Origin of the sequence: Longitalea arenae (assembly GCF_016924755.1) — a bacterium.
GTDB lineage: Bacteria > Bacteroidota > Bacteroidia > Chitinophagales > Chitinophagaceae > Niastella > Niastella arenae.
Genome location: NZ_JAFFJX010000010.1, coordinates 1 through 19,612 on the forward strand (window position 1 = coordinate 1; position 19,612 = coordinate 19,612).

The window sequence follows — 19,612 nt, forward strand, 5'->3', positions numbered from 1 at the left end:
TTAATGAAACTCCTATATCTTGCTTTTAAAGATCAATCTGTTGGATGGATCGGTCCCATACATGGATGGAAACAACTTTATGCACAATTAGCTATTATCTTTGAAGACAGGATTAATCAACCGTAAACCCCACTGACACAGTTTATTGAATAGACCCTTTCCCAAATATGTACAGGCTTTTTTCAAATTTTAAATGGTATGTTTTAAATTTTAACCGCATCGTTTGCAATTGCAAACGGGGTGTTTCAAATTTGTACGGTATGGTTTGCAATTGCAAACGGGGTGTTTCAAATTTGTACGGTATCGTTTGCAATTGCAAAAGGGGTATTTCAAATTTGTACGGCATGGTTTGCAATTGCAAAAGGGGTGTTTCAAATTTGTACGGCATGGTTTGCAATTGCAAACAGGGTGTTTCAAATTAAAAAATGACTGTTTTAAGTTGTAAGACCAGGCCAATTGAGCTGAGATCTCCAGGACCCCTTACTTATTTCCGACCGTATACCCAAGGACTTCGCGGCCTTTTACCAGATTCACAACTTGTCCCCATATTTTACCGCGAATAAGCCAATTTGCATATTAGCAAATTAGCACATTCACCCTTTTCGTACCTTGCGCTCATGGAGCAGTATCTGGCACTTTTAAAGCATATAAAAGAGAACGGCGTTTATAAATCTGACCGCACCGGAACCGGTACCACCAGTTGTTTTGGCTACCAGCTGCGTTTTGATCTGCAACAGGGATTTCCGCTGGTAACCACCAAAAAACTGCATTTAAAAAGCATTATTCACGAGTTATTGTGGTTCCTGAAAGGGGAAACCAATATCAAATACCTGAAAGATAACGGGGTTAGCATCTGGGACGAATGGGCCAATGAACAGGGCGAGTTAGGACCCGTGTATGGCAAACAATGGCGCAGCTGGTCAGCAGGCGCGGGGGCAGAAACCATTGACCAGATCAGCGATGTGATCAGGCAGATCAGGACCAATCCCGATAGCCGCCGTTTGATCGTAAGCGCCTGGAATGTGGCCGACCTGCCAGCTATGGCGCTCATGCCCTGTCATGTATTGTTTCAGTTTTATGTAAGTCCGGCCCCCGATGGTACAGGCCGCGCCCGTTTGTCCTGCCAGTTATACCAGCGGTCGGCAGACGTATTTTTAGGCGTTCCCTTCAATATTGCTTCCTACGCATTATTGACCATGATGATCGCCCAGGTATGTGACCTGGAGCCCGGTGAATTCATTCATACCTTTGGGGATGTTCATATCTACAGCAATCATATGGAGCAGGTGAACCTGCAATTAAGCCGTACGCCCTACCCGTTGCCCACCATGCAACTTAATCCGGCGGTAAAGAACATCTTCGATTTCAAATACGAAGATTTTACCCTGCAGAATTATCAAAGCCATCCGGCCATTAAAGCGCCGGTGGCGGTGTAGAAGGCGGATAAACAGTCGGGAAGTATTATTGCTCAATTCATATTTAAATAGCTATGCTTTTATCTCAGGTGGTGGCAGCCGCTGACAACAATGCGATCGGGAAAAATAACCAGTTGTTGTGGACCCTGCCAAACGATATGAAATTTTTTAAGAACACTACCTGGGGTATGCCGGTGATCATGGGCCGAAAAACATATGAATCCCTGGGCAAACCATTGGCGGGCAGAACCAATATTATCATTACCCGCCAGCAGCAATGGCAACCCGAAGGCGTAATTGTCGTTCATGATATTGAAGAAGCCAAGGCAGCAGCCGCCGCAACCGATGCCAAAGAAGCATTTATCATCGGTGGCGGAGAAATTTACCGGCAAACACTGCCCATTACCCAGCGCGTGTATCTTACCCGTGTACATGCCAGTGTAGAAGGCGATACTTACTTTCCGGAACTAAATACAGCCGACTGGGAACTGCTTTCCCAACTCGATTTTACTGCCGATGAAAAACATGCCTACGCCTATAGCTTTCAGGTTTGGCAGCGAAAAGCAGTGAATGAAAATGACATTTGATATGTTTTCCACCTGGCAACTCCTGAAAAAATATGCAGATTATTACCTGAGCGCTTCGAATGGAAAAGGGCATGGCATTCATTCGCCTTTTGTTTATGAATTTGTGCGGCGGGTGCTCATCGATAAGCGGAATTTCTACGCTTATAACCAGGTGGAAGCGTTGCGCAGAAAATTGTTGCAGGATGAAACGCTGTTGCACGTGGAGGATTTTGGCGCCGGTTCTGCCATCACAAAAACCAATCAGCGGACTGTTGCTGCCATAACCCGGCATGCCGCCAAATCGAAAAAATGGGCGCAGCTGCTGTTCCGCATTGTAAATTATTATCAGCCATCAACGATCCTGGAGCTCGGCACCTCCATGGGCATTTCCACAGCTTACATGGCCCTGGCCAATCCAAAGGCGCGCATCATCACCGCCGAAGGAAGCAGCGCCATCGCAGCCCAGGCAAAAAAGAATTTTCAATCCCTCCAATTATCTTCCATTGAGCAGGTAACAGGTAATTTCGACGATACATTGCCGCGTATTCTTTCCAAGTTGCCCCGGCTCGACCTGGCCTTTATTGACGGCAATCACCGCTATGAACCCACCCTGCGGTATTTTGACCAGTTATTGCCTTCCCTGCATGCCGGCAGCATTGTGATCTTTGATGATATTCACTGGAGCGCCGATATGGAAAAGGCCTGGCAGGCGATCAGGGAAAATTCCGCCGTGCGGCTTTCCATCGATCTGTTCTTTGTTGGACTGGTGTTCTTTAGCGACCAGTTCAAGGTGAAACAACATTTTACCATCCGGTTTTAACGATGATTTAATGTAAGTTATTCCGGACAGTAGCATGTTGCAAAATAGCCGCTGCCTATATAGTGTAGCCATACAGGCCGCCTGTTCAATATTTCAAATGCCCCACAATAAAATGGCAATTCTGACGTAGCCATTTACATAACTCAAATTTTTCTTACCTTGAACCATATAACTACTACCTGATTATGACGATTGGAGTTTTAAGAGAACCATCCGAAGAAAGCCGCGTATCATTCCTGCCTGAAGCCATCATGGCCCTTACCAAAAAAGGCATTACTGTCGTAGTTGAATCAGGCGCAGGCGAAAAAGCCTTTCATAACGACGAAGAGTACCTTAATGCCGGTGCAGCTGTTAAAAGCAGGACAGAAGTTATTCAGTCATCCGACATCCTGGCAGCCATTCATCCTTTTCCGGAAGCGGCTGCCCTGTCATCGAAGATCATCATCGGCGTATATCAGCCTTTGTTCAATGTTTCCATAATGCAGCAATGGGCCAAACAGGGCATAACCACCTTCAGCCTCGATATGCTGCCCCGCACAACGCGGGCGCAAAGCATGGATGTGCTGAGCTCACAGGCCAATATTGCCGGTTATAAAGCCGTATTGCTGGCTGCCAATACCTATGGCCGCTATTTCCCCATGTTCATGACTGCTGCGGGCAGTATTGCGCCGGCAAAAGTGCTGATCCTGGGCGCCGGTGTGGCCGGATTGCAGGCAATTGCCACCGCACGCCGCCTGGGCGCCGTGGTAGAAGTGTTTGACACCCGCCCCGCGGTAAAAGAAGAAGTGATGAGTTTGGGCGCCAAATTCGTTGAGGTGGAAGGGGCTGCCGATGCATCCAAAGCGGGCGGTTATGCGGTTGAACAATCGGCCGATTACCAGCAACGCCAGCAGCAGCGCATTGCAGAAAGTATTGCGAAAGCCGACATTGTGATCACCACCGCACAGATCCCCGGCAAAAAAGCCCCTGTGCTGATCACTGAAGCGATGTTGCAAAGAATGCGTAAAGGGTCGGTGGTTATTGATCTTGCCGCTGCCACCGGTGGCAATACACCGCTTACAAAAAATAATGAAACCGTGCTGTACAATGGTGTGCACATTGTAGGCAATAGCAACCTCGCAGCTACCATGCCTTCCGACGCCAGTAAATTGTATGGCAAGAACCTGCTGAACTTCTTACAGCTCATCATTGATAAGGAAGGCAAACTTAACCTGAACTGGAACGACGACCTGGTAAAGGGGTGTTGTATCACGTTCAATGGAGAGATCGTACATGAAAGGATGAAAGGCCAATAACAATTTACAAACTTATTATATGGAAGCGATTCTTACCTGGATAGCAGATAATCAGCAGATGATCTACATTGTTATACTGATGATCTTCGTTGGTATTGAAGTGATCGGGCATGTGCCCAGTGTGTTGCATACCCCGCTGATGAGTGGCGCCAATGCCATCCATGGCGTGGTGATCATCGGGGCGATCATTGTTATGGGCAAGGCGGAGCACGATAATTACGTGGCGCTCATTCTCGGTTTCCTGGCAGTGGTGCTGGGTACCCTGAATGTGGTGGGCGGATTTGTCGTTACCGACCGTATGCTGGAAATGTTCAAGGGAAAAAAGAAAAGTTCTAAGTAAAGCAACAATTATGGAATTAAGTATACTAACCCTGTGTTATCTCGTAGGTTCAGTTACGTTCATTATAGGATTGAAGATGTTATCGAACCCGGCCACTGCCCGCAACGGGAACCTGCTGGCGGCCGCCGGTATGGCCATCGCTATCGTGGGAACGATCTTTTTGTATGAAGAAGACGGCAAAAAGCTGGGTAACTATGCCTGGATCTTCGGTGGAATTCTCGTCGGTGGTGTTATTGGCACTCTGGCCGCCAAAAAGGTTAAAATGACGGCCATGCCCGAGATGGTAAGTATGTTCAATGGAATGGGAGGGGCCTGTGCCGCGCTGATCTCGGCCGTTGAGTTCGATCACTTATATAAATCTTACAAGACCATTGATAGCGCCTGGCTGGCCGATTTTGTGCCTGCCGGCATGTACCTCACCATTATTGCCGGCGCCATTATTGGTAGCGTGTCCTTCGCCGGTAGTATGATCGCCTGGGGAAAGCTGAGCGGAAAAATAAAGGATTTCTCTTTCCGCGGTCAGCATATTGTAAACCTGCTCGTTTTATTACTCGTACTGGCCGCCGCTGTGTTTACCTATCAATACAATGTAGGGCTTGCGCTCATCCTTTTTTATACAACCGTTGGGCTGGCGCTTGTCTATGGCGTATTGTTCGTAATGCCCATTGGCGGGGCCGACATGCCGGTGGTTATTTCCTTATTGAATTCTTTTACCGGTGTTGCCGCCGCCTGTGGCGGTTTCTTATACAACAACAAGGTGATGTTAACGGGTGGCATCCTGGTGGGCGCCGCCGGTACCCTGCTCACTATTCTCATGTGTAAGGCCATGAACCGGTCGCTGAAGAATGTACTGATCGGTTCTTTTGGTGGCAGCAGTGCTGCTGCCGCCGGTAAAAAAGACCAGGGTGCTTATAAGGAGATCACGCTGAGCGATACCGCTGTGGTGATGAGCTATGCCAATAAAGTGTTCATCGTGCCGGGTTATGGACTGGCGGTAGCGCAAGCCCAGCATGCCTGTCATGAGCTGGAAAAATTACTCGAAAGCAAAGGCGTTGAAGTGAAGTATGCCATTCACCCCGTAGCAGGCCGTATGCCGGGCCATATGAACGTATTGCTGGCGGAAGCTGATGTCAGCTATGATAAGCTGCTCGAGATGGAACAGGCCAACGACGAGTTCTCTACGACCGATGTAGTGCTGGTGCTGGGGGCTAACGATGTGGTGAATCCTGCTGCCAAAACGGATCCGGCTTCTCCTATTTACGGCATGCCCATCCTCGATGTAGAACTGTCGAAAAACGTGATCGTGAACAAACGCAGTATGAAACCGGGTTATGCTGGTATTGAGAACGATCTTTTCTTTCAGCCAAAAACGTCGATGTTGTTCGGCGACGCCAAAAAAGTATTGCAGGACCTCATCGGCGAGATCAAAAATCTATAATTCATCCCTCAAATAGTAAAGGCTCCCTCTGCGGGGGACACTAAACGCACCCGCCAGGCCGTTATAAGGGCTGCACGGCCGGGCGATTTTTGCCAATGCCGGCGTTTCAATTGTTCAAGGGATTGTAAAAGAATCATTTACAATCGTCATAAGCACATATATTTTCCACTGTATTAGTGGTAATTAATAGTTAATCGTACATTATGATCACAAAAAGAGCTTATCTCGTACCCATTGTTCTTTTAATTACCTGCCAGATCGGTAAAGCGCAAGGTGGTGGTGAATTTACCAAAGTAGATGATTCTGCCGTGTCAAAGCCTAAAAGTAATCTCACCTATGAGTACCAGTACCTGAACGATGATCATACCGAGGGTATTGAAAAATCTTTCCTGTTCGGCCAACTGAAAACGGAGATCCATTTCAAGGAAAAAGGCAAATTCCAGTTTGCGAAATCATATGATACCAAAACCGGCCGCTTGATAAAAACGGATACCATTGTTAACTTCAATAAGCTGGTAGGCACTACCACTACTTATTATCCCAATGGAAATCCCAAAGAGCAGGAGCACCGCGATACCAGTGGCGCCGTTGACCGCTACTGCTCCTATTTTCAAAACGGGGGAAAGAAGGTGATCATTCACTACAAAAACGGTAAAAGGAATGGTCTCTTAACAGAATATAACCCGAATGGCACGGTGAAAGAGACCGGAACCTATGTGAACGATAAGCGGGAAGGCACCTTCAAGTTTTATGACGTACGCGGTAACCTGATCACTTCCCGGAAATTCAAGGCCGACAAGGTCGTTAAATAACGAAACTTACTCATACTTACCTGTAATGCCGTCTCATCCCGCTCATCCGGGAAGACGGTATTTGCATTTTAGGGCCATGGAGGCCGCCAGGAACCCATTAGCGCATTATTTCATAGTTTTGCCGGGTGCAAGTTCCTCAACAACTTCTTGATTCTTTAACCGGCGTAGCAGGCTTCCATAAAGAAGCATTTATTCAGGTGCATGAAAGCGGAGAGCAGGTCACTTCGATCCGGGTAAATCCAGGCAAATGGTCAATGGTGAATGGTGAATGGTCAAAAAATATTGGCCTTCCGCCCGTACCTCAGCAGTCCCTCAACCTCGCGTCTGCAACAAAGATCCCCTGGTCGTCATCCGGCTATTACCTGCCCGAAAGGCCGGCATTTATCTTCGATCCCCTCATTCATGCGGGTGCTTATTACGTGCAGGAGGCATCCAGTATGTTCCTGGAGCAGGCAATGCTTCAAACAACGGATCTCCAGCAGCCTTTGCGCGTGCTGGATCTTTGTGCGGCGCCTGGCGGTAAATCGACCCTGCTGCAATCCCTGATCAGCGCCGGTAGTTTACTGGTGAGCAATGAAGTGATCAAATCACGGGCAGCCATACTGGAGGAGAATTGTATCAAGTGGGGCGGGGCCAATGTGATCGTTACCAATGCAGACCCGTCGGCCTTTGAGCGGCTTCCCAATTTCTTCGATGTGATCGTTATCGATGCGCCCTGCTCGGGATCGGGTTTGTTCCGGCGTGAGCCTGAAGCGATCGGGGAGTGGAGCGAACAAAATGTAGCGCTTTGTTATCAGCGGCAGCAGCGCATTCTTGCTTCGGCGCTGCCAGCGTTGAAAGAAGGTGGCGTGCTGATCTATTCTACCTGTTCTTATTCGAAGGAAGAAGATGAAGATATAGCCGACTGGCTCATGGATACGTTTACCGTTGACAGTTTGCCTTTGCAAACAAATGCTTCCTGGGGCATTGTGGAAACGAGATCCGACAAACACCAGGCCTGCGGTTATCGCTTTTTCCCCTATAATACAAAGGGCGAAGGCTTTTTCATCAGTTGTTTCCGCAAGCAGGAAAGTGGCAGCCATAGTGCAAAACCACCTAAGAAATCTTTGTTGCAAAAGGCATCCAGGAATGAATTGGCCATTATACAACCCTGGCTGCAGCCCGGTTCACCCATGCAGTTATGGAAGCAGAAAGAAGAGCTGCTGGCTTTTCCGCAACAGCTCGAAAAGGACCTGCTCACGGTTGTAGAGCATATATATGTACGCCGCGCCGGTATCGCTTTAGGTAAAATTGCCGGGAATGACCTGTTGCCTGATCACGCCCTGGCCTTGAGCACTATTATCAGTCCCTCAATTGTTGCAGTAACGTTAAAAAAGGACCAGGCCATCCAGTATTTGCGGCGGGAGGAGATCAGTGTGTCTGCATTACATAAGGGCTGGACCCTTGTGCAATATGAGCACTACAATGTAGGATGGATAAAGGTGCTGGCGAACAGGATCAATAATTACTATCCGCAGGAGTGGCGCATTCTAAAAAGGGCGGATGCGGGCGATGTATAATTATCCCCGTTGGCGCTAATTAAAAAATATGGTGCATCTTTGCAAACGAATATGAAATGCATAGCCTATGTTGAAGATTAAAGGATTATTAATATTCGCGTTTCTTATACTCACACAATCTGTATGGTCACAATCTGATATGACTGTACAGGGAAGCTCTCCTGATCTTTACCTGCTGCATACGGTTCAAGCCAAAGAAACCTGGTATGGGATAGGACGTATTTACAATATATCCCCTAAGGAAATTGCTACCCTGAGTGGTGTTACAATGGATAAACTGAGCATCGGGCAGCAACTGAAAGTGCCGCTGTCGGCTCACAATTTTACACAGGATGGAAAGAAGGGCGCCGATGAAGTATTTGTTCCCGTTTACCATATCGTACAGGAGAAAGAATGGATGTACCGTATCAGCCAGAACCATAACAAGATCCCGGTGGAAACCCTGGAAAAATGGAACAGCGTGACCAACGATCACCTGCAGGCCGGTATGAAACTGGTGGTAGGATATCTGAAGGTTAAGACGGCGCAGTCACCACTGGCTGCCACCGGGCTGAAGAAAATAGTGATCCCTACAACGCCTCCTGCTGCCACCGGTACCAAACCAGCCACTGAAACCGTAGCCCAGGGCGGGAAACCAGCCGAACCCAAAGCGGTAGAAACAAAACAGGAAGAGCCCAAAGCGGTCGAGGCTAAAAAAGAAGAGCTGAAGAAAGAGGAAATGAAGAAAGAGGATGCCAAAAAAGAGATAGGCGCTCCGCCACCGAGCGAAGAAAAAACGTCAAAAACATCGGTGCCGGTTACACCGGCCACTGAGGCCAGCTACACCGGGGCGAAAGGCGGATATTTCAGATCGATGTACAGCGGCGCTGGTAAATCAACGGCCGGTAATGCGGGCATCTTCAGAAGCACCAGCGGCTGGAAAGATGGAAAGTATTATGCGCTCATGAACAATGTACCGGTGGGCACTATAGTAAAGATCTCTTACAATTCTACCAATAAATCAATTTACGCGAAAGTGCTGGGGCAATTACCCGAAATGCGCGAAAGTGTTGGACTTACCGTTCGCCTGAGCGATGCAGCGGCTGCCGAGCTGGGCGCTGAGATGGGTAAGTTCTATGTGGATGTAACTTATTAATTTCTTGTGTTCTTATTACTTGATGCTATTGTGGCTAGTTGAAAAAATGGGATAATTAGCCAATATGCTGATGTGCTAATGAATACAGTTGTATTTTATCAGCACATCAGCACATCAGCTAATCAGCACATCAGCCAATCAGCACATCAGCACATCAGCTAATCAGCAAATCAGCTAATTAGCCCTGTATCCCCTGAGAAACTCTTCCACCGTCATCTTCTTCTTTCCCTCGAGCTGCAATTCGGTAACATAGATGTAGCCGTCGGCGCCGGCGAATCTTAAAAAAGTCTTTTGATCGGTCTCGACACTGCCTGCTGTTTTGGGGGAACTATGCAGTTCCTTCTTGGCCTTATAAATTTTGAGCGTCTTATCGTTCAGGTAGGTAAAAGCTGCCGGGTAAGGGGATAAGCCCCGGATGAGATTATAAATGGCTGCAACCGGTTGGTTCCAGTTGATCTTACAGGTTTCCGTGAAGATCTTGGGCGCATGTTTAATGGTTACACCATGGGTTGCCGCTTGTTCGCCGGTCAGGGGTAACGGGTTACAATCTTTTTGTGGTGTTCCAACCAGGGTCCCTTTTGCCAAACCCTCAACGGTTTTTACCAATAATTGTGCGCCGATCTCTTTCATGCGGTCATGCACTTCACCGGCGGTCTCATCATCGGCGATGGGAAAGCTGGCCTGCATCAGGATGTCGCCGGTATCAATTTCATGTTGCAGTTTAAAAGTAGTAACGCCGGTCTCTTTTTCTCCATTGATCACGGCCCAGTTAATGGGTGCTGCCCCGCGGTATTGGGGCAGTAAAGAACCATGCAGGTTGATGGTTCCCATGGGCGGCATATTCCATACCACCTCGGGCAACATGCGAAAAGCAACCACGATCTGCAGGTCGGCCTGTAAACTTTTGAGTGTTTCCAGGAAATCAGGATCTTTTAATTTCACCGGTTGCAGAACAGGTAACTGTTTTTCTACCGCATATTTCTTGACGGCGCTTTCCGTTAATTTCATGCCCCTGCCTGCCGGTTTATCGGGCGCAGTGATGACCGTTATGATATTACAACCGGCCTGTACCAATGCATCCAGGGAGGCAACGGCAAATTCAGGCGTGCCCATAAAGATAATTCTGGGACTATTATTTGTGTATGCTTTGTTTTCTGCCATTTCTTATTTTAAGGTTCAGGTACAAGGTTTAAAATCAATAGGCAACGGGCAACAGGCAAGCTCGATGTTCAGCCGCTCCTGGCATTTGACAATTGGCAATGGCCAATTCATTTGCAAATGTCATTAAAAAACTTTTATTGGCTGCCCGAAATTAATCCTGTTACTTTGCAGCATAGGGAATTGGGCTTTTTTATCTGCTCGCTTCTGTTCATTTGAAAGGTCAAAAGCATGCTGCGATGTGGTTCAGACAGTTGGTTTCCTGATAAATTCTTAACACAAAAATGTTTGTATGCAACAAGTAAAAAGCGGCGATACTGTAAAAGTTCATTATCATGGCCGTTTAACCGATGGCACCACCTTCGACACATCTGCCGGCCGCGAACCCCTGCAGTTTGAGGTTGGAAGCGGTATGGTGATTGCCGGTTTCGACAATGGGGTAATGGGAATGCATGTGGGTGATAAAAAAACGATTCAAATCCCTGTAGAAGAAGCATACGGTCCTAAAAATCCAGATATGATCGTTGCCTTCCCTGTCAGCGAATTTCCCCAGGATATGGAGTTGGAAGTAGGCATGCGTTTGAATATGACCAATTCAGAAGGACATGTAATTCCTGTTGTGGTCACTGAGATCGGTCAGGAGAATGTAATGCTGGATGCTAACCATCCCTTAGCCGGCGAAGACCTGGTATTCGATATTGAACTGGTTGAGATCGGAGCACCGCCTTCCCGCATCATTATGCCGTAAATACAGAAGTAAGAAATAAGCAGTAGGAAGTAAGAAGAACTTAAGTTTCTTACTTCCTATTTATTTTTTGTGCCCCTGCCTCACTTTGTTCTTCATACCTCTTGCCTCGTACATCTTGCCTCGCAAGCCTGTAACCTCACGATATACCTGTTGCCGAAGTGCATCTTTACAACTATCCTTCGTAGTTTTCCTATCTTGACATGCCCGGCTTTTTTTTCTATTTTGCCGCGATAATTTATACCCTATGATACAAACCACGAAACGCCTCGTTGCGTGTGCACTATTTATCTGTTTATCCGGTATCGTTCATGCCCAGGACCAAGCAGCCGCTGCTGCACCAGACCAGCCATTACCACCTTCTGATTCCGTTATTGCCGCTCAAAATGCGATACGCTTTGCCGATAGTTTGGTAAAGGCCGATTTTTACACCGACTGGAACACATACCTTAATTTAAGTATGGCCAGCGCCATTAAATATTATGGCGGAAAAGAGGGCTATAAAGAAAGCGCTGTCATTGCCCATTACCGTAATGAACCTAAAACCGAAGAAAAGCCGCAAACACTGCGGTTGGTGTCTATGATGAACGACATTGAGACCTGGCAATGTGTAATTGAGAAATCACGTGACTGGTGGGATGAATCCCGGGGAAAGGTAAAGACCACCACCTACCTGGTTGGTGAGTCAACCGATAATGGACAAACCTGGAAATTCATTGATGTAAGCCATAACTCGCTGCAGAACATCGTATACATTATGCCTTCTATTTTCGGTACCCTGGAAATCCCTGAAAGTAAGACCATCTATGTTGACGAAGTGGCTGCCCTCGAAGCAGCACAGGCAGCCCAGCAAGCGGCAAAACCAACGGTGAAAAAGAAACCGGTAGCTAAAAAGCCGGCTAAGTAATTTGAGAATTCAAAGATTTAGCGATCTTGAGATTTCGGGATTTAGAGATTTTGGGATTTCGGGATTTAGAGATTTCGGGATTTTGAGATTTCGGGATTTAGAGATTTGGCGGAAAGTTCAAACCTGGGCAAATCGCAAAATCTCTAAATCTCAAAATCAGAAATCAGAAATCAGGCTTTCTTCCTTCCATAGAGCCAGCCCAGCCATATGCCCACCAGGGCCCACCCAACAATACAATCTATGAAATAGGCCATCAGGTCGAAGCCCTTGTACCAGATATGATTCGTATAAGGAATATTGAAGAAAACGATCATGCCGACGAACAGGGCAGAAATAAAAATGGCGGTAAAGTTCAGCGCATTCATGCGGCTGATGATGGCGCAGAAAAAAGCTACGATCAACATATCTACGATCAGCCCCCGGATCATGTTAGCGCCCATCGACATGTTGAACGACTGGTGATAGGTCACCATTGCCCAGGGCTTGCCTTCCATGGTCTTCATTAATTTTTCATGTTCTTCCATAGAAGCATCGGGTGGTAAAGAAGGCATCATGTACTGCCCTTCTTTATCGATCTGCGTGCTCAATGTGCTCATGATCGCATCCTGTTTGGGAGTATACTGGTAGGCGTTGTAATGCAGGTTCAGCACCATCCAGGAAAGAAATTGCCATATGAACAAAAGAATGCCGCCGACAAAGGCGCCAAGAAGTAATTTTTTCATAAATGGGCCAGCTTTAGTTTGGAATAAGGTAGAAAGATTTATCCGATTTTACAAATATGTTATGCGCTGGTGCTAACGGTATTTACATATGCTTTTTCATACACAGTATAGAACAGCAACAACGTAAGCGCAAACAGCACGGTGGCAATGAATGAACCTTCCAGGCCAAAGGCGCCGCCCGTTAACCACCAGGGTCCATGTAAGGCTGGTTGTAATATACCCTGTAAGGGCAGCCCGCTGACTTCATAGCCCAGTACCGGGCCCTGAAAAAAGTTCCAGCTGAAATGAAAGCAGATCGCAAACCAGAGATTGCGGGTATAGATGAAGTTGATGCCCAGCAGCGCACCGGCTAATAACAAATTAACAGTTGCTATGGAAGTGATACCCGGATTGCCTGTATGCGCCAGCATAAATAATGCCGCGGATATGAACAAGGCAGCCCACTTGTTCATCGATTCCATCAGGTTATTGAGGATATAACCGCGGAATACCATTTCTTCCGTAAGGGCGATCAATGCCATTAAGATAAGTCCCATAAAAAGGTCGCTGCCATGAACATGTGCTGCCGTCCACGCCAGCTTATCCGTGGCGGCCAGCAGCAGGGTGGCGCTGCCGGTTAAAACAATGCCGAGGCTGAAACCGGTCAGGGCATCGCCTTTGTACCCCAACCAGGAGAAACCGAGGCTGTTCACCGGTTTGCGGTCGATATAGCGCCGGAAGATCACCGTTAGTGTAATGGAAAGTGCGGCGGTGATAATAAGTGAAAGGATCACCAATTGCCCCTTGAGCTCGTTCACTGGCGTTTTAGGCTGATCAGTGGCGGCGGGCACTATGACAATAAACCCGGCCAGCACTCCTGCAAGTATTGAGCAAAGCAGAAACACGAACAGGAGCAGGAGGGCGCGTATCCAGCCTTGTTTTATTGCGGGGGCCAAACTGCCGCTAGCCATAGGCTCATAAGTTGAAGCGATAATTGAGTTATCTTGCCAAAAATACAGCTTACATGTTTACCAATTATAGTTTTACCGTACGGGAAAGGTTTTTGCGATATGTACAGATAGACACGCAAAGTGATCCGCAATCTGCTTCCTGTCCCTCTACCGAAAAGCAAAAGGACCTGAGCCGTTTGCTGGTGCAGGAATTAAAGGCCATGGGGGTTGCCGATGCGGAGCTCGATGAGCATGGTTATGTGTATGCCACCATTCCGGCAAATACGGCAAAGCAGGTGCCTGTTATTTGTTATTGCGCGCATGTTGATACGGCGCCTGATTGTACTGGACAGGGCGTAAAACCGATCGTACATTCCAATTATGATGGCGGCGATATTGTATTGCCCGACGACCCTTCGCAGGTTATTTCGCCCACGGATCATCCGTATTTGGGGAAGAAGAGAGGGGAGGATATTATTACCGCCAGCGGCACCACCCTGTTGGGCGCTGATGATAAGGCGGGTGTTGCGGTGATCATGGATATGGCACATTTTTTTATGACCAACCCCGGCATTCCGCATGGCGCCATCAAGATCCTGTTCACACCTGATGAGGAAATAGGCCGCGGTGTAGATAAGGTTGATCTCAAAAAACTGGGTGCGCAGTTTGCATATACCCTCGATGCCGGCGAACGCGGCGCGTACGAAGATGAAACTTTTTCCGCCGATGGCGTTACGATCACCTTTCATGGAATAAGCGCCCATCCCGGGTATGCCAAGGATAAACTGGTGAATGCGATGAAAGTGGCGGCTGCTTTCCTGGAGTCATTACCAAAAGAGCTGTCGCCCGAAACAACGGAAAAACGCCAGGGCTTTGTGCACCCCGTTCGCATAAATGGCATTGCCGAGAAAGTGACGCTGGAATTCATCATCCGCGATTTTATTACCGCTAAACTCGCCGGCTATGAAGATCTGTTAAAGGAAAAGCTGGCATCGACCCTCCAACGTTTCCCCGGCGCAAAAGCCGATTTTGCGGTGAAAGAGCAATACCGTAATATGAAAGAAGTGCTGGATAAACATCCGCAGGTTTCAGCTTATGCAAAAGAAGCCATAAAACGGGCCGGTGTGCCATTGATCGAAATGAGCGCCCGGGGTGGAACGGATGGATCGCGCCTGTCGTTTATGGGATTGCCCTGTCCGAACATTTTTACCGGTGAAATGGCTTTTCATGGCAAGCATGAATACGTGAGCGTTCAGGACATGCAGAAAAGTGTTGAGACGATCGTGCACCTGGCTTGTATCTGGGAGGAAACAACCTAGGATTTTGGGATTGCGGGATTTAGAGATTTCAGGATTGGAGGATTGCGGACAAAATCTCAAAATCTCGAAATCGGGAAATCGGGAATTTTGTTTATGAGGGTCTTAGTTGCATATAGTATCTTATTCTTCTGTTACGAAGCTGCCATTGGTCAAAATTTGTTGGCAAACGGCGGTTTTGAAGATGAGAACATTTGCGTTGAATATATCAAGAACTGTGCGCCGGAAGCCTGGATAGGAACTTCATTAACTGCCAACTATTATTTCGACGCCACGCAAAAAGGCGCCGTCAAAGCCCATACCGGCATTCACTACATTGGCCTTACGGCCGGCAGCCTGGCGATGGAGGGCATCCGCAATTTTATAAGGACCCGTTTGTTATGCGGTCTGCGGGCCGGGCAACAATATAAGCTGAAAATGTATGTGCGCTCCCCGCATCATATCCTCGATAGTATCGGCATCTATTTCTCGGCGCAGGATTATTTATTCGAGAAAAGACATTTCAGGTTCATTAAGCCGCAGTTGTGGAGCATCAACGGAATGGACACAACGAAGAACCCCGCAGTCTGGCAAAAAGTGGAATTATTATACACCGCCGATGGTACCGAGGGATATATTGCCATCGGCAACTTTAAACGGATCGACTATGCCGGTATTCAACACGCTGAATACCGCCATGATTATTATATTTTTTTAGATGATATTTCTCTAACGCCGGTTGATGCCAATGAGAAATTATGCTTTCAGGCCGATAGTGTGCGGCGTGCCATTTATGAAGAGAACGAACGGCACAGCTACCTGGTGCGAAAAGTGTATGAATACCGCCGTAATCCACCACCGGTACTGCCATTGCCGAAGACTGCCCAAAAAAAAGTGCAACATATCGACACCCTTGTAATTCCTGATATCTTTTTTGCTACCGGCAGTTATGAATTGTCACCGCTGAGTTTTCATTTGCTCGACAGCTTTGCCAGTAAGTTATCCCTGCCCGTGATCGATTCAATGATCGTGGAGGGACATACAGACAGCACCGGCAAACTCGCGCTTAATGAAGCCTTGTCGTTGAAGCGCGCCGAATCGGTCAAAAAATACCTGGCCGGCAAAGTGGCGGGGCTCGATGCCAGGACCATCACCCGGGGTTTTGCTTACTGGCGGCCGGTGCGGAGTAACAAAACACCTAAGGGAAGACAGCTTAACAGGCGGGTAGAGATCTTTCTTTATAAAGATGAACGGTGAGTGACCGGTTGGTAGCGAGCCCATTGCCCATTGCCCATTGCCCATTGCCTATTGCTCATTGCCCATTGCCCATTGCTCATTGCCTATTGCCCATTCACCATTCACCAAAAAAGCCACCGAATTTTACTCCGATGGCTTCTTTCATCCCACATGGTGGTACGGTTTTACTGCTTTATTACAGTCTTACTAAACATATCAGCCCCGCTCTTGAAAACAATATGATACAGCCCGCTGGTTAAACCACTCATATCTACATTTGAAATAACCGCATTGGCGAATAATTTTATGTCTCTCACCAACTGACCATTGGCATTCACAATTTGAATAAGACCATTGGTGCCTACTTTCGGGTGCTGGATCATCAACACATTTTTAACCGGGTTGGGCGACAAGCTGATATTCATCGTGAGTTTGCTTTTTAAACTGATGATATAGCTCAGTTTGAAGCTGCCGTCTGTTTCGATCATTTTCAGCCTGTAATAGCCCTGCACGGAAACCGGTTGATGATCGGTAAAACTGTAGGTTTTCTGGTTGGCAGCTTTCACGGAACCGATAGCGCTAAAGGTTCTGCCATCCGTACTTCTTTCAATGACATAGCTGGTGATGCCGTGTTCGTCAACCGTATTCCAGATCAGTTTTGTGCTTAATCCTTCTTCGCTGGCATTGAAGCTGGTGAGCCGAACAGGCAGGGGAGCGCCGGCAGGGCTTAAGGTAACCCATGCTTCGGCAGAGTTTGCACCTGCAGCAACCCGGAAACCATCATATTCGGCATCAGGAGAATTATCATCATCGCTTTGAGAGACTTTCAGGGCATTCAGCAGGCTGCCATAGGCAACTTCGCCCGTATTCAATTGCGAAACTTCAGCAGTATCAATGGAAGGCTCCTGCGTTAATGAAGGGTTGACCCATAAATATACGTCGTCATTGCCGCCACCTGGTACCACATCATAACGCATCACGATCAGGTAGGTAGTACCATACATGTAGCCCGTAGACGTATAATTCGGGTTTGCGCTGCCTACCGCTACGCCAAATTCAATAGCGGTGCTCGATCCATTTCTTTCACCTATATAGAACTGTGCCGGAAAAGCGTTGGCAGCGGTATCGGCAAGCGCAATGGAGTACTCAGGCCCGCCATTGAATTGGCTGGCGTAGGATACCCGTACTAAAAACGACATGAAAATTGTTTTCGCGGAACTTGTATTTATGCCAACAGAGAAAGGTTTGTGTGGGTCGGTTCCGTTCACTGAAGCCACTGACATATATTGGCCGCCGCTTGTATAACCGGGTAGGGTAAGCGGATTAAAGTTGTTTACCTGTACGTCGAAACCACTTCCTTTTTGTACCCAGCCATTCTGGTTTCCCAACGGGTTGGTGTAACCGGTGAAGTTTTCGTTGATAACCAATTGTGCTTTTGAAGCCAGGGCAATAGCAGATACCATGAGCAAAGAGTAGATCTTTTTCATTTCAGTTGATTTTGGATGAATTAAAATTAGGGATGGCCCCAGAGGAATTGGAGGAAACGCTTTTCTGCTACATGTTTGTAGAAAAGACTAATCGGAGGTCTTCAAAAGGATTAATGAAAAGAAATATCCCGGATGGTTTTGATTATTATGGTGCTGGAGTTTCGAAAGGATCTGTGGTAGAAGTAAGCTGATGTAAAAATATATTGCCTTTTTTTAAGATGCAATAGGATGCCGGCTTTCTTGACATTGATCAAACCCGCAGTACATGGGAATCGAAATTTGCTTACATTACGATCATGCCATTGTCAACCTGTCTATGAAACAGGTTACACCATTCGTTCCCGCCTTTACCCACATGCTGTGCGCACCCCTGGCCGGGTATTCACAAAAACCTGGTCGCCAATGGCAGTTTTGAAGACGCCAACCTCTGCGCCGAATTCCATAAGTATTGAGCTAAAAGGAACTGAAGAACTGACTAACTATTCATTAAGCAACTTCTTTCGTATAGACCTGATGATGAGTTCGGCATGCTCACGGCTGTTCTCAATAAACCAAACATGCGTTTTCATACCACCGCATACCACGCCGGCCAGGTAAATATTCGGCATATTCGTTTCCATGCTCTCAGGATTATAAACAGGCTGCATCACTTCATCGTCCGATAATTGAATACCTACCTGCTGCAGGAACGCACAGTTCGGCTGGTAACCGGTCATAGCGATCACATAGTCATTTTCAATAGTGACCGTTCCTTCCGGTGTAAGAATATCTACCTCTTTTTCGCGGATGGCCACTAAGGAGGAATGCGTATACGCTTTAATGCTGCCTTCTTTGATGCGGTTCTCGATATCGGGTTTAACCCAGTATTTCACCCGCTTGCCAATGCCTTCATGGCGGATGACCATACTTACTTCAGCACCCTTGCGCCAGGTTTCCAGGGCAGCGTCTACCGCCGAGTTGCTGGCGCCCACCACCACCACTTTGTGCATGGCATAAAAATGCGGGTCCTTATAATAGTGAACCACCTTCGGCAGGTCTTCGCCGGGGATATTCATCTTAACAGGGATATCATAAAAACCGGTCGCGATCACCACAAAAGTGGCGAGATAGTTTTGTTTGCTGGTAACCACCTGGTATTTGCCATTGCTGCCGGTAATTTCTTTCACTTCTTCCTGCAGGTGAATGTTGAGCTTATTGCTGGTGGCTACCCTGCGGTAATATTCCAATGCCTCCGGACGGGTAGGTTTGATGTTGCTGCTTACGAAAGGGATGCCGCCTATTTCCAGCTTATCGGAAGTAGAGAAAAAGGTCATATTCATGGGATAATTGTACAGCGAGTTCACCAGGCAGCCTTTTTCCAGGATGCAATAATGTAAACCGGCTTTTTTCGCTTCCAGGCCACAGGCCAAACCTATAGGGCCGCCGCCCACGATGATGATGTCGAATTGATTGGTTGGATTCATTATGCCAAAGTTAATTCTTAGTCTTTTAGTTGCGTTTGTCTTAGTTCAGGGCCCAGTCTCCTGAGGTAAGTTACCTGTCGCCGGTTACCGGTTGCCAGTCGCCGGAAAAGCCGGCTACGACTGAAAAAAGCTACCTTGTAAAACCAAAAGAACCATGCCATGGTTCAGGCTTTCATTGTTTGGGCGGCGATTGGCAAAGCGCCGGTAACCGGAAACCGGCAACCGGCGGCTTTTTATAATTTGCAAATCTTCCCTTTTCACGCTACTTTCATTAATTAAAATTTAATCTT

Annotated in this window: 18 protein-coding genes; 13 read left to right on the top strand and 5 right to left on the bottom strand. The window is 47.4% G+C overall.

Annotated features, from left to right (window positions below; genetic code table 11):
* Window positions 1-617 precede the first annotated feature (617 nt).
* The 9 genes from JT717_RS18895 (at window position 618) to JT717_RS18935 (ending at window position 9,380) form a co-directional block, all read left to right on the top strand.
* Window positions 618-1,436: a thymidylate synthase gene (locus JT717_RS18895; RefSeq protein WP_205512449.1), complete on the top strand. Its 819-nt coding sequence runs from the start codon at window positions 618-620 to the stop codon at window positions 1,434-1,436.
* A gap of 53 nt (window positions 1,437-1,489) precedes the next feature.
* On the top strand, window positions 1,490-2,002 hold the full coding sequence (locus tag JT717_RS18900) for a dihydrofolate reductase (RefSeq protein WP_205512451.1): 513 nt from the start codon (window positions 1,490-1,492) through the stop codon (window positions 2,000-2,002).
* Complete coding sequence (locus JT717_RS18905) at window positions 1,986-2,801, top strand: O-methyltransferase (protein ID WP_240348251.1); 816 nt, start codon at window positions 1,986-1,988, stop codon at window positions 2,799-2,801. The genes JT717_RS18900 and JT717_RS18905 overlap by 17 nt, the downstream gene beginning before the upstream one ends.
* Window positions 2,802-2,986: 185 nt before the next feature.
* Complete coding sequence (locus JT717_RS18910) at window positions 2,987-4,096, top strand: Re/Si-specific NAD(P)(+) transhydrogenase subunit alpha (RefSeq protein ID WP_205512453.1); 1,110 nt, start codon at window positions 2,987-2,989, stop codon at window positions 4,094-4,096.
* A gap of 19 nt (window positions 4,097-4,115) precedes the next feature.
* On the top strand, window positions 4,116-4,436 hold the full coding sequence (locus JT717_RS18915; protein WP_205512455.1) for an NAD(P) transhydrogenase subunit alpha part 2: 321 nt from the start codon (window positions 4,116-4,118) through the stop codon (window positions 4,434-4,436).
* Between the two features lie 10 nt (window positions 4,437-4,446).
* Window positions 4,447-5,874 (top strand): NAD(P)(+) transhydrogenase (Re/Si-specific) subunit beta, encoded by a 1,428-nt coding sequence (locus JT717_RS18920; RefSeq protein WP_205512457.1) that lies wholly within the window; start codon window positions 4,447-4,449, stop codon window positions 5,872-5,874.
* 203 nt (window positions 5,875-6,077) lie between these two features.
* Window positions 6,078-6,686: a toxin-antitoxin system YwqK family antitoxin gene (locus JT717_RS18925; RefSeq protein ID WP_205512459.1), complete on the top strand. Its 609-nt coding sequence runs from the start codon at window positions 6,078-6,080 to the stop codon at window positions 6,684-6,686.
* A 125-nt stretch (window positions 6,687-6,811) separates the two neighbouring features.
* Entirely contained in the window at window positions 6,812-8,245 is a 1,434-nt protein-coding gene (locus JT717_RS28860; protein WP_205512461.1) for a methyltransferase RsmF C-terminal domain-like protein, read from the top strand.
* A gap of 67 nt (window positions 8,246-8,312) precedes the next feature.
* Window positions 8,313-9,380, top strand: coding sequence for a lytic transglycosylase (locus tag JT717_RS18935; protein WP_205512463.1), 1,068 nt, complete (start codon window positions 8,313-8,315; stop codon window positions 9,378-9,380).
* A 174-nt stretch (window positions 9,381-9,554) separates the two neighbouring features.
* On the opposite strand, the gene fmt is transcribed toward JT717_RS18935, so the two are convergent.
* Entirely contained in the window at window positions 9,555-10,541 is a 987-nt protein-coding gene (fmt, locus tag JT717_RS18940; RefSeq protein ID WP_240348253.1) for a methionyl-tRNA formyltransferase, read from the bottom strand.
* Between the two features lie 289 nt (window positions 10,542-10,830).
* Between fmt and JT717_RS18945 the strand changes: the two genes are divergently transcribed.
* On the top strand, window positions 10,831-11,286 hold the full coding sequence (locus JT717_RS18945; RefSeq protein ID WP_205512464.1) for an FKBP-type peptidyl-prolyl cis-trans isomerase: 456 nt from the start codon (window positions 10,831-10,833) through the stop codon (window positions 11,284-11,286).
* Between the two features lie 244 nt (window positions 11,287-11,530).
* Window positions 11,531-12,190, top strand: coding sequence for a hypothetical protein (locus JT717_RS18950; RefSeq protein WP_205512466.1), 660 nt, complete (start codon window positions 11,531-11,533; stop codon window positions 12,188-12,190).
* A 170-nt stretch (window positions 12,191-12,360) separates the two neighbouring features.
* Here the strand turns inward: JT717_RS18950 and JT717_RS18955 are convergent, their stop codons facing one another.
* Window positions 12,361-12,912, bottom strand: a complete 552-nt coding sequence (locus JT717_RS18955; RefSeq protein WP_205512468.1) for a hypothetical protein — start codon at window positions 12,910-12,912, stop codon at window positions 12,361-12,363.
* Window positions 12,913-12,971: 59 nt separating this feature from the next.
* On the bottom strand, window positions 12,972-13,862 hold the full coding sequence (locus JT717_RS18960) for a CPBP family intramembrane glutamic endopeptidase (protein ID WP_205512469.1): 891 nt from the start codon (window positions 13,860-13,862) through the stop codon (window positions 12,972-12,974).
* A gap of 53 nt (window positions 13,863-13,915) precedes the next feature.
* Between JT717_RS18960 and pepT the strand changes: the two genes are divergently transcribed.
* Both pepT and JT717_RS18970 read left to right on the top strand, forming a co-directional pair.
* A complete protein-coding gene (gene pepT / locus JT717_RS18965) occupies window positions 13,916-15,160 on the top strand; it encodes a peptidase T (RefSeq protein WP_205512471.1) in 1,245 nt (414 codons plus the stop codon).
* A gap of 93 nt (window positions 15,161-15,253) precedes the next feature.
* Window positions 15,254-16,393: an OmpA family protein gene (locus JT717_RS18970; protein WP_205512472.1), complete on the top strand. Its 1,140-nt coding sequence runs from the start codon at window positions 15,254-15,256 to the stop codon at window positions 16,391-16,393.
* A gap of 164 nt (window positions 16,394-16,557) precedes the next feature.
* On the opposite strand, the gene JT717_RS18975 is transcribed toward JT717_RS18970, so the two are convergent.
* Both JT717_RS18975 and JT717_RS18980 read right to left on the bottom strand, forming a co-directional pair.
* Window positions 16,558-17,859, bottom strand: coding sequence for a T9SS type A sorting domain-containing protein (locus JT717_RS18975; RefSeq protein ID WP_205512474.1), 1,302 nt, complete (start codon window positions 17,857-17,859; stop codon window positions 16,558-16,560).
* 479 nt (window positions 17,860-18,338) lie between these two features.
* Window positions 18,339-19,322, bottom strand: a complete 984-nt coding sequence (locus JT717_RS18980; protein WP_205512476.1) for a YpdA family putative bacillithiol disulfide reductase — start codon at window positions 19,320-19,322, stop codon at window positions 18,339-18,341.
* Window positions 19,323-19,612: the final 290 nt, after the last annotated feature.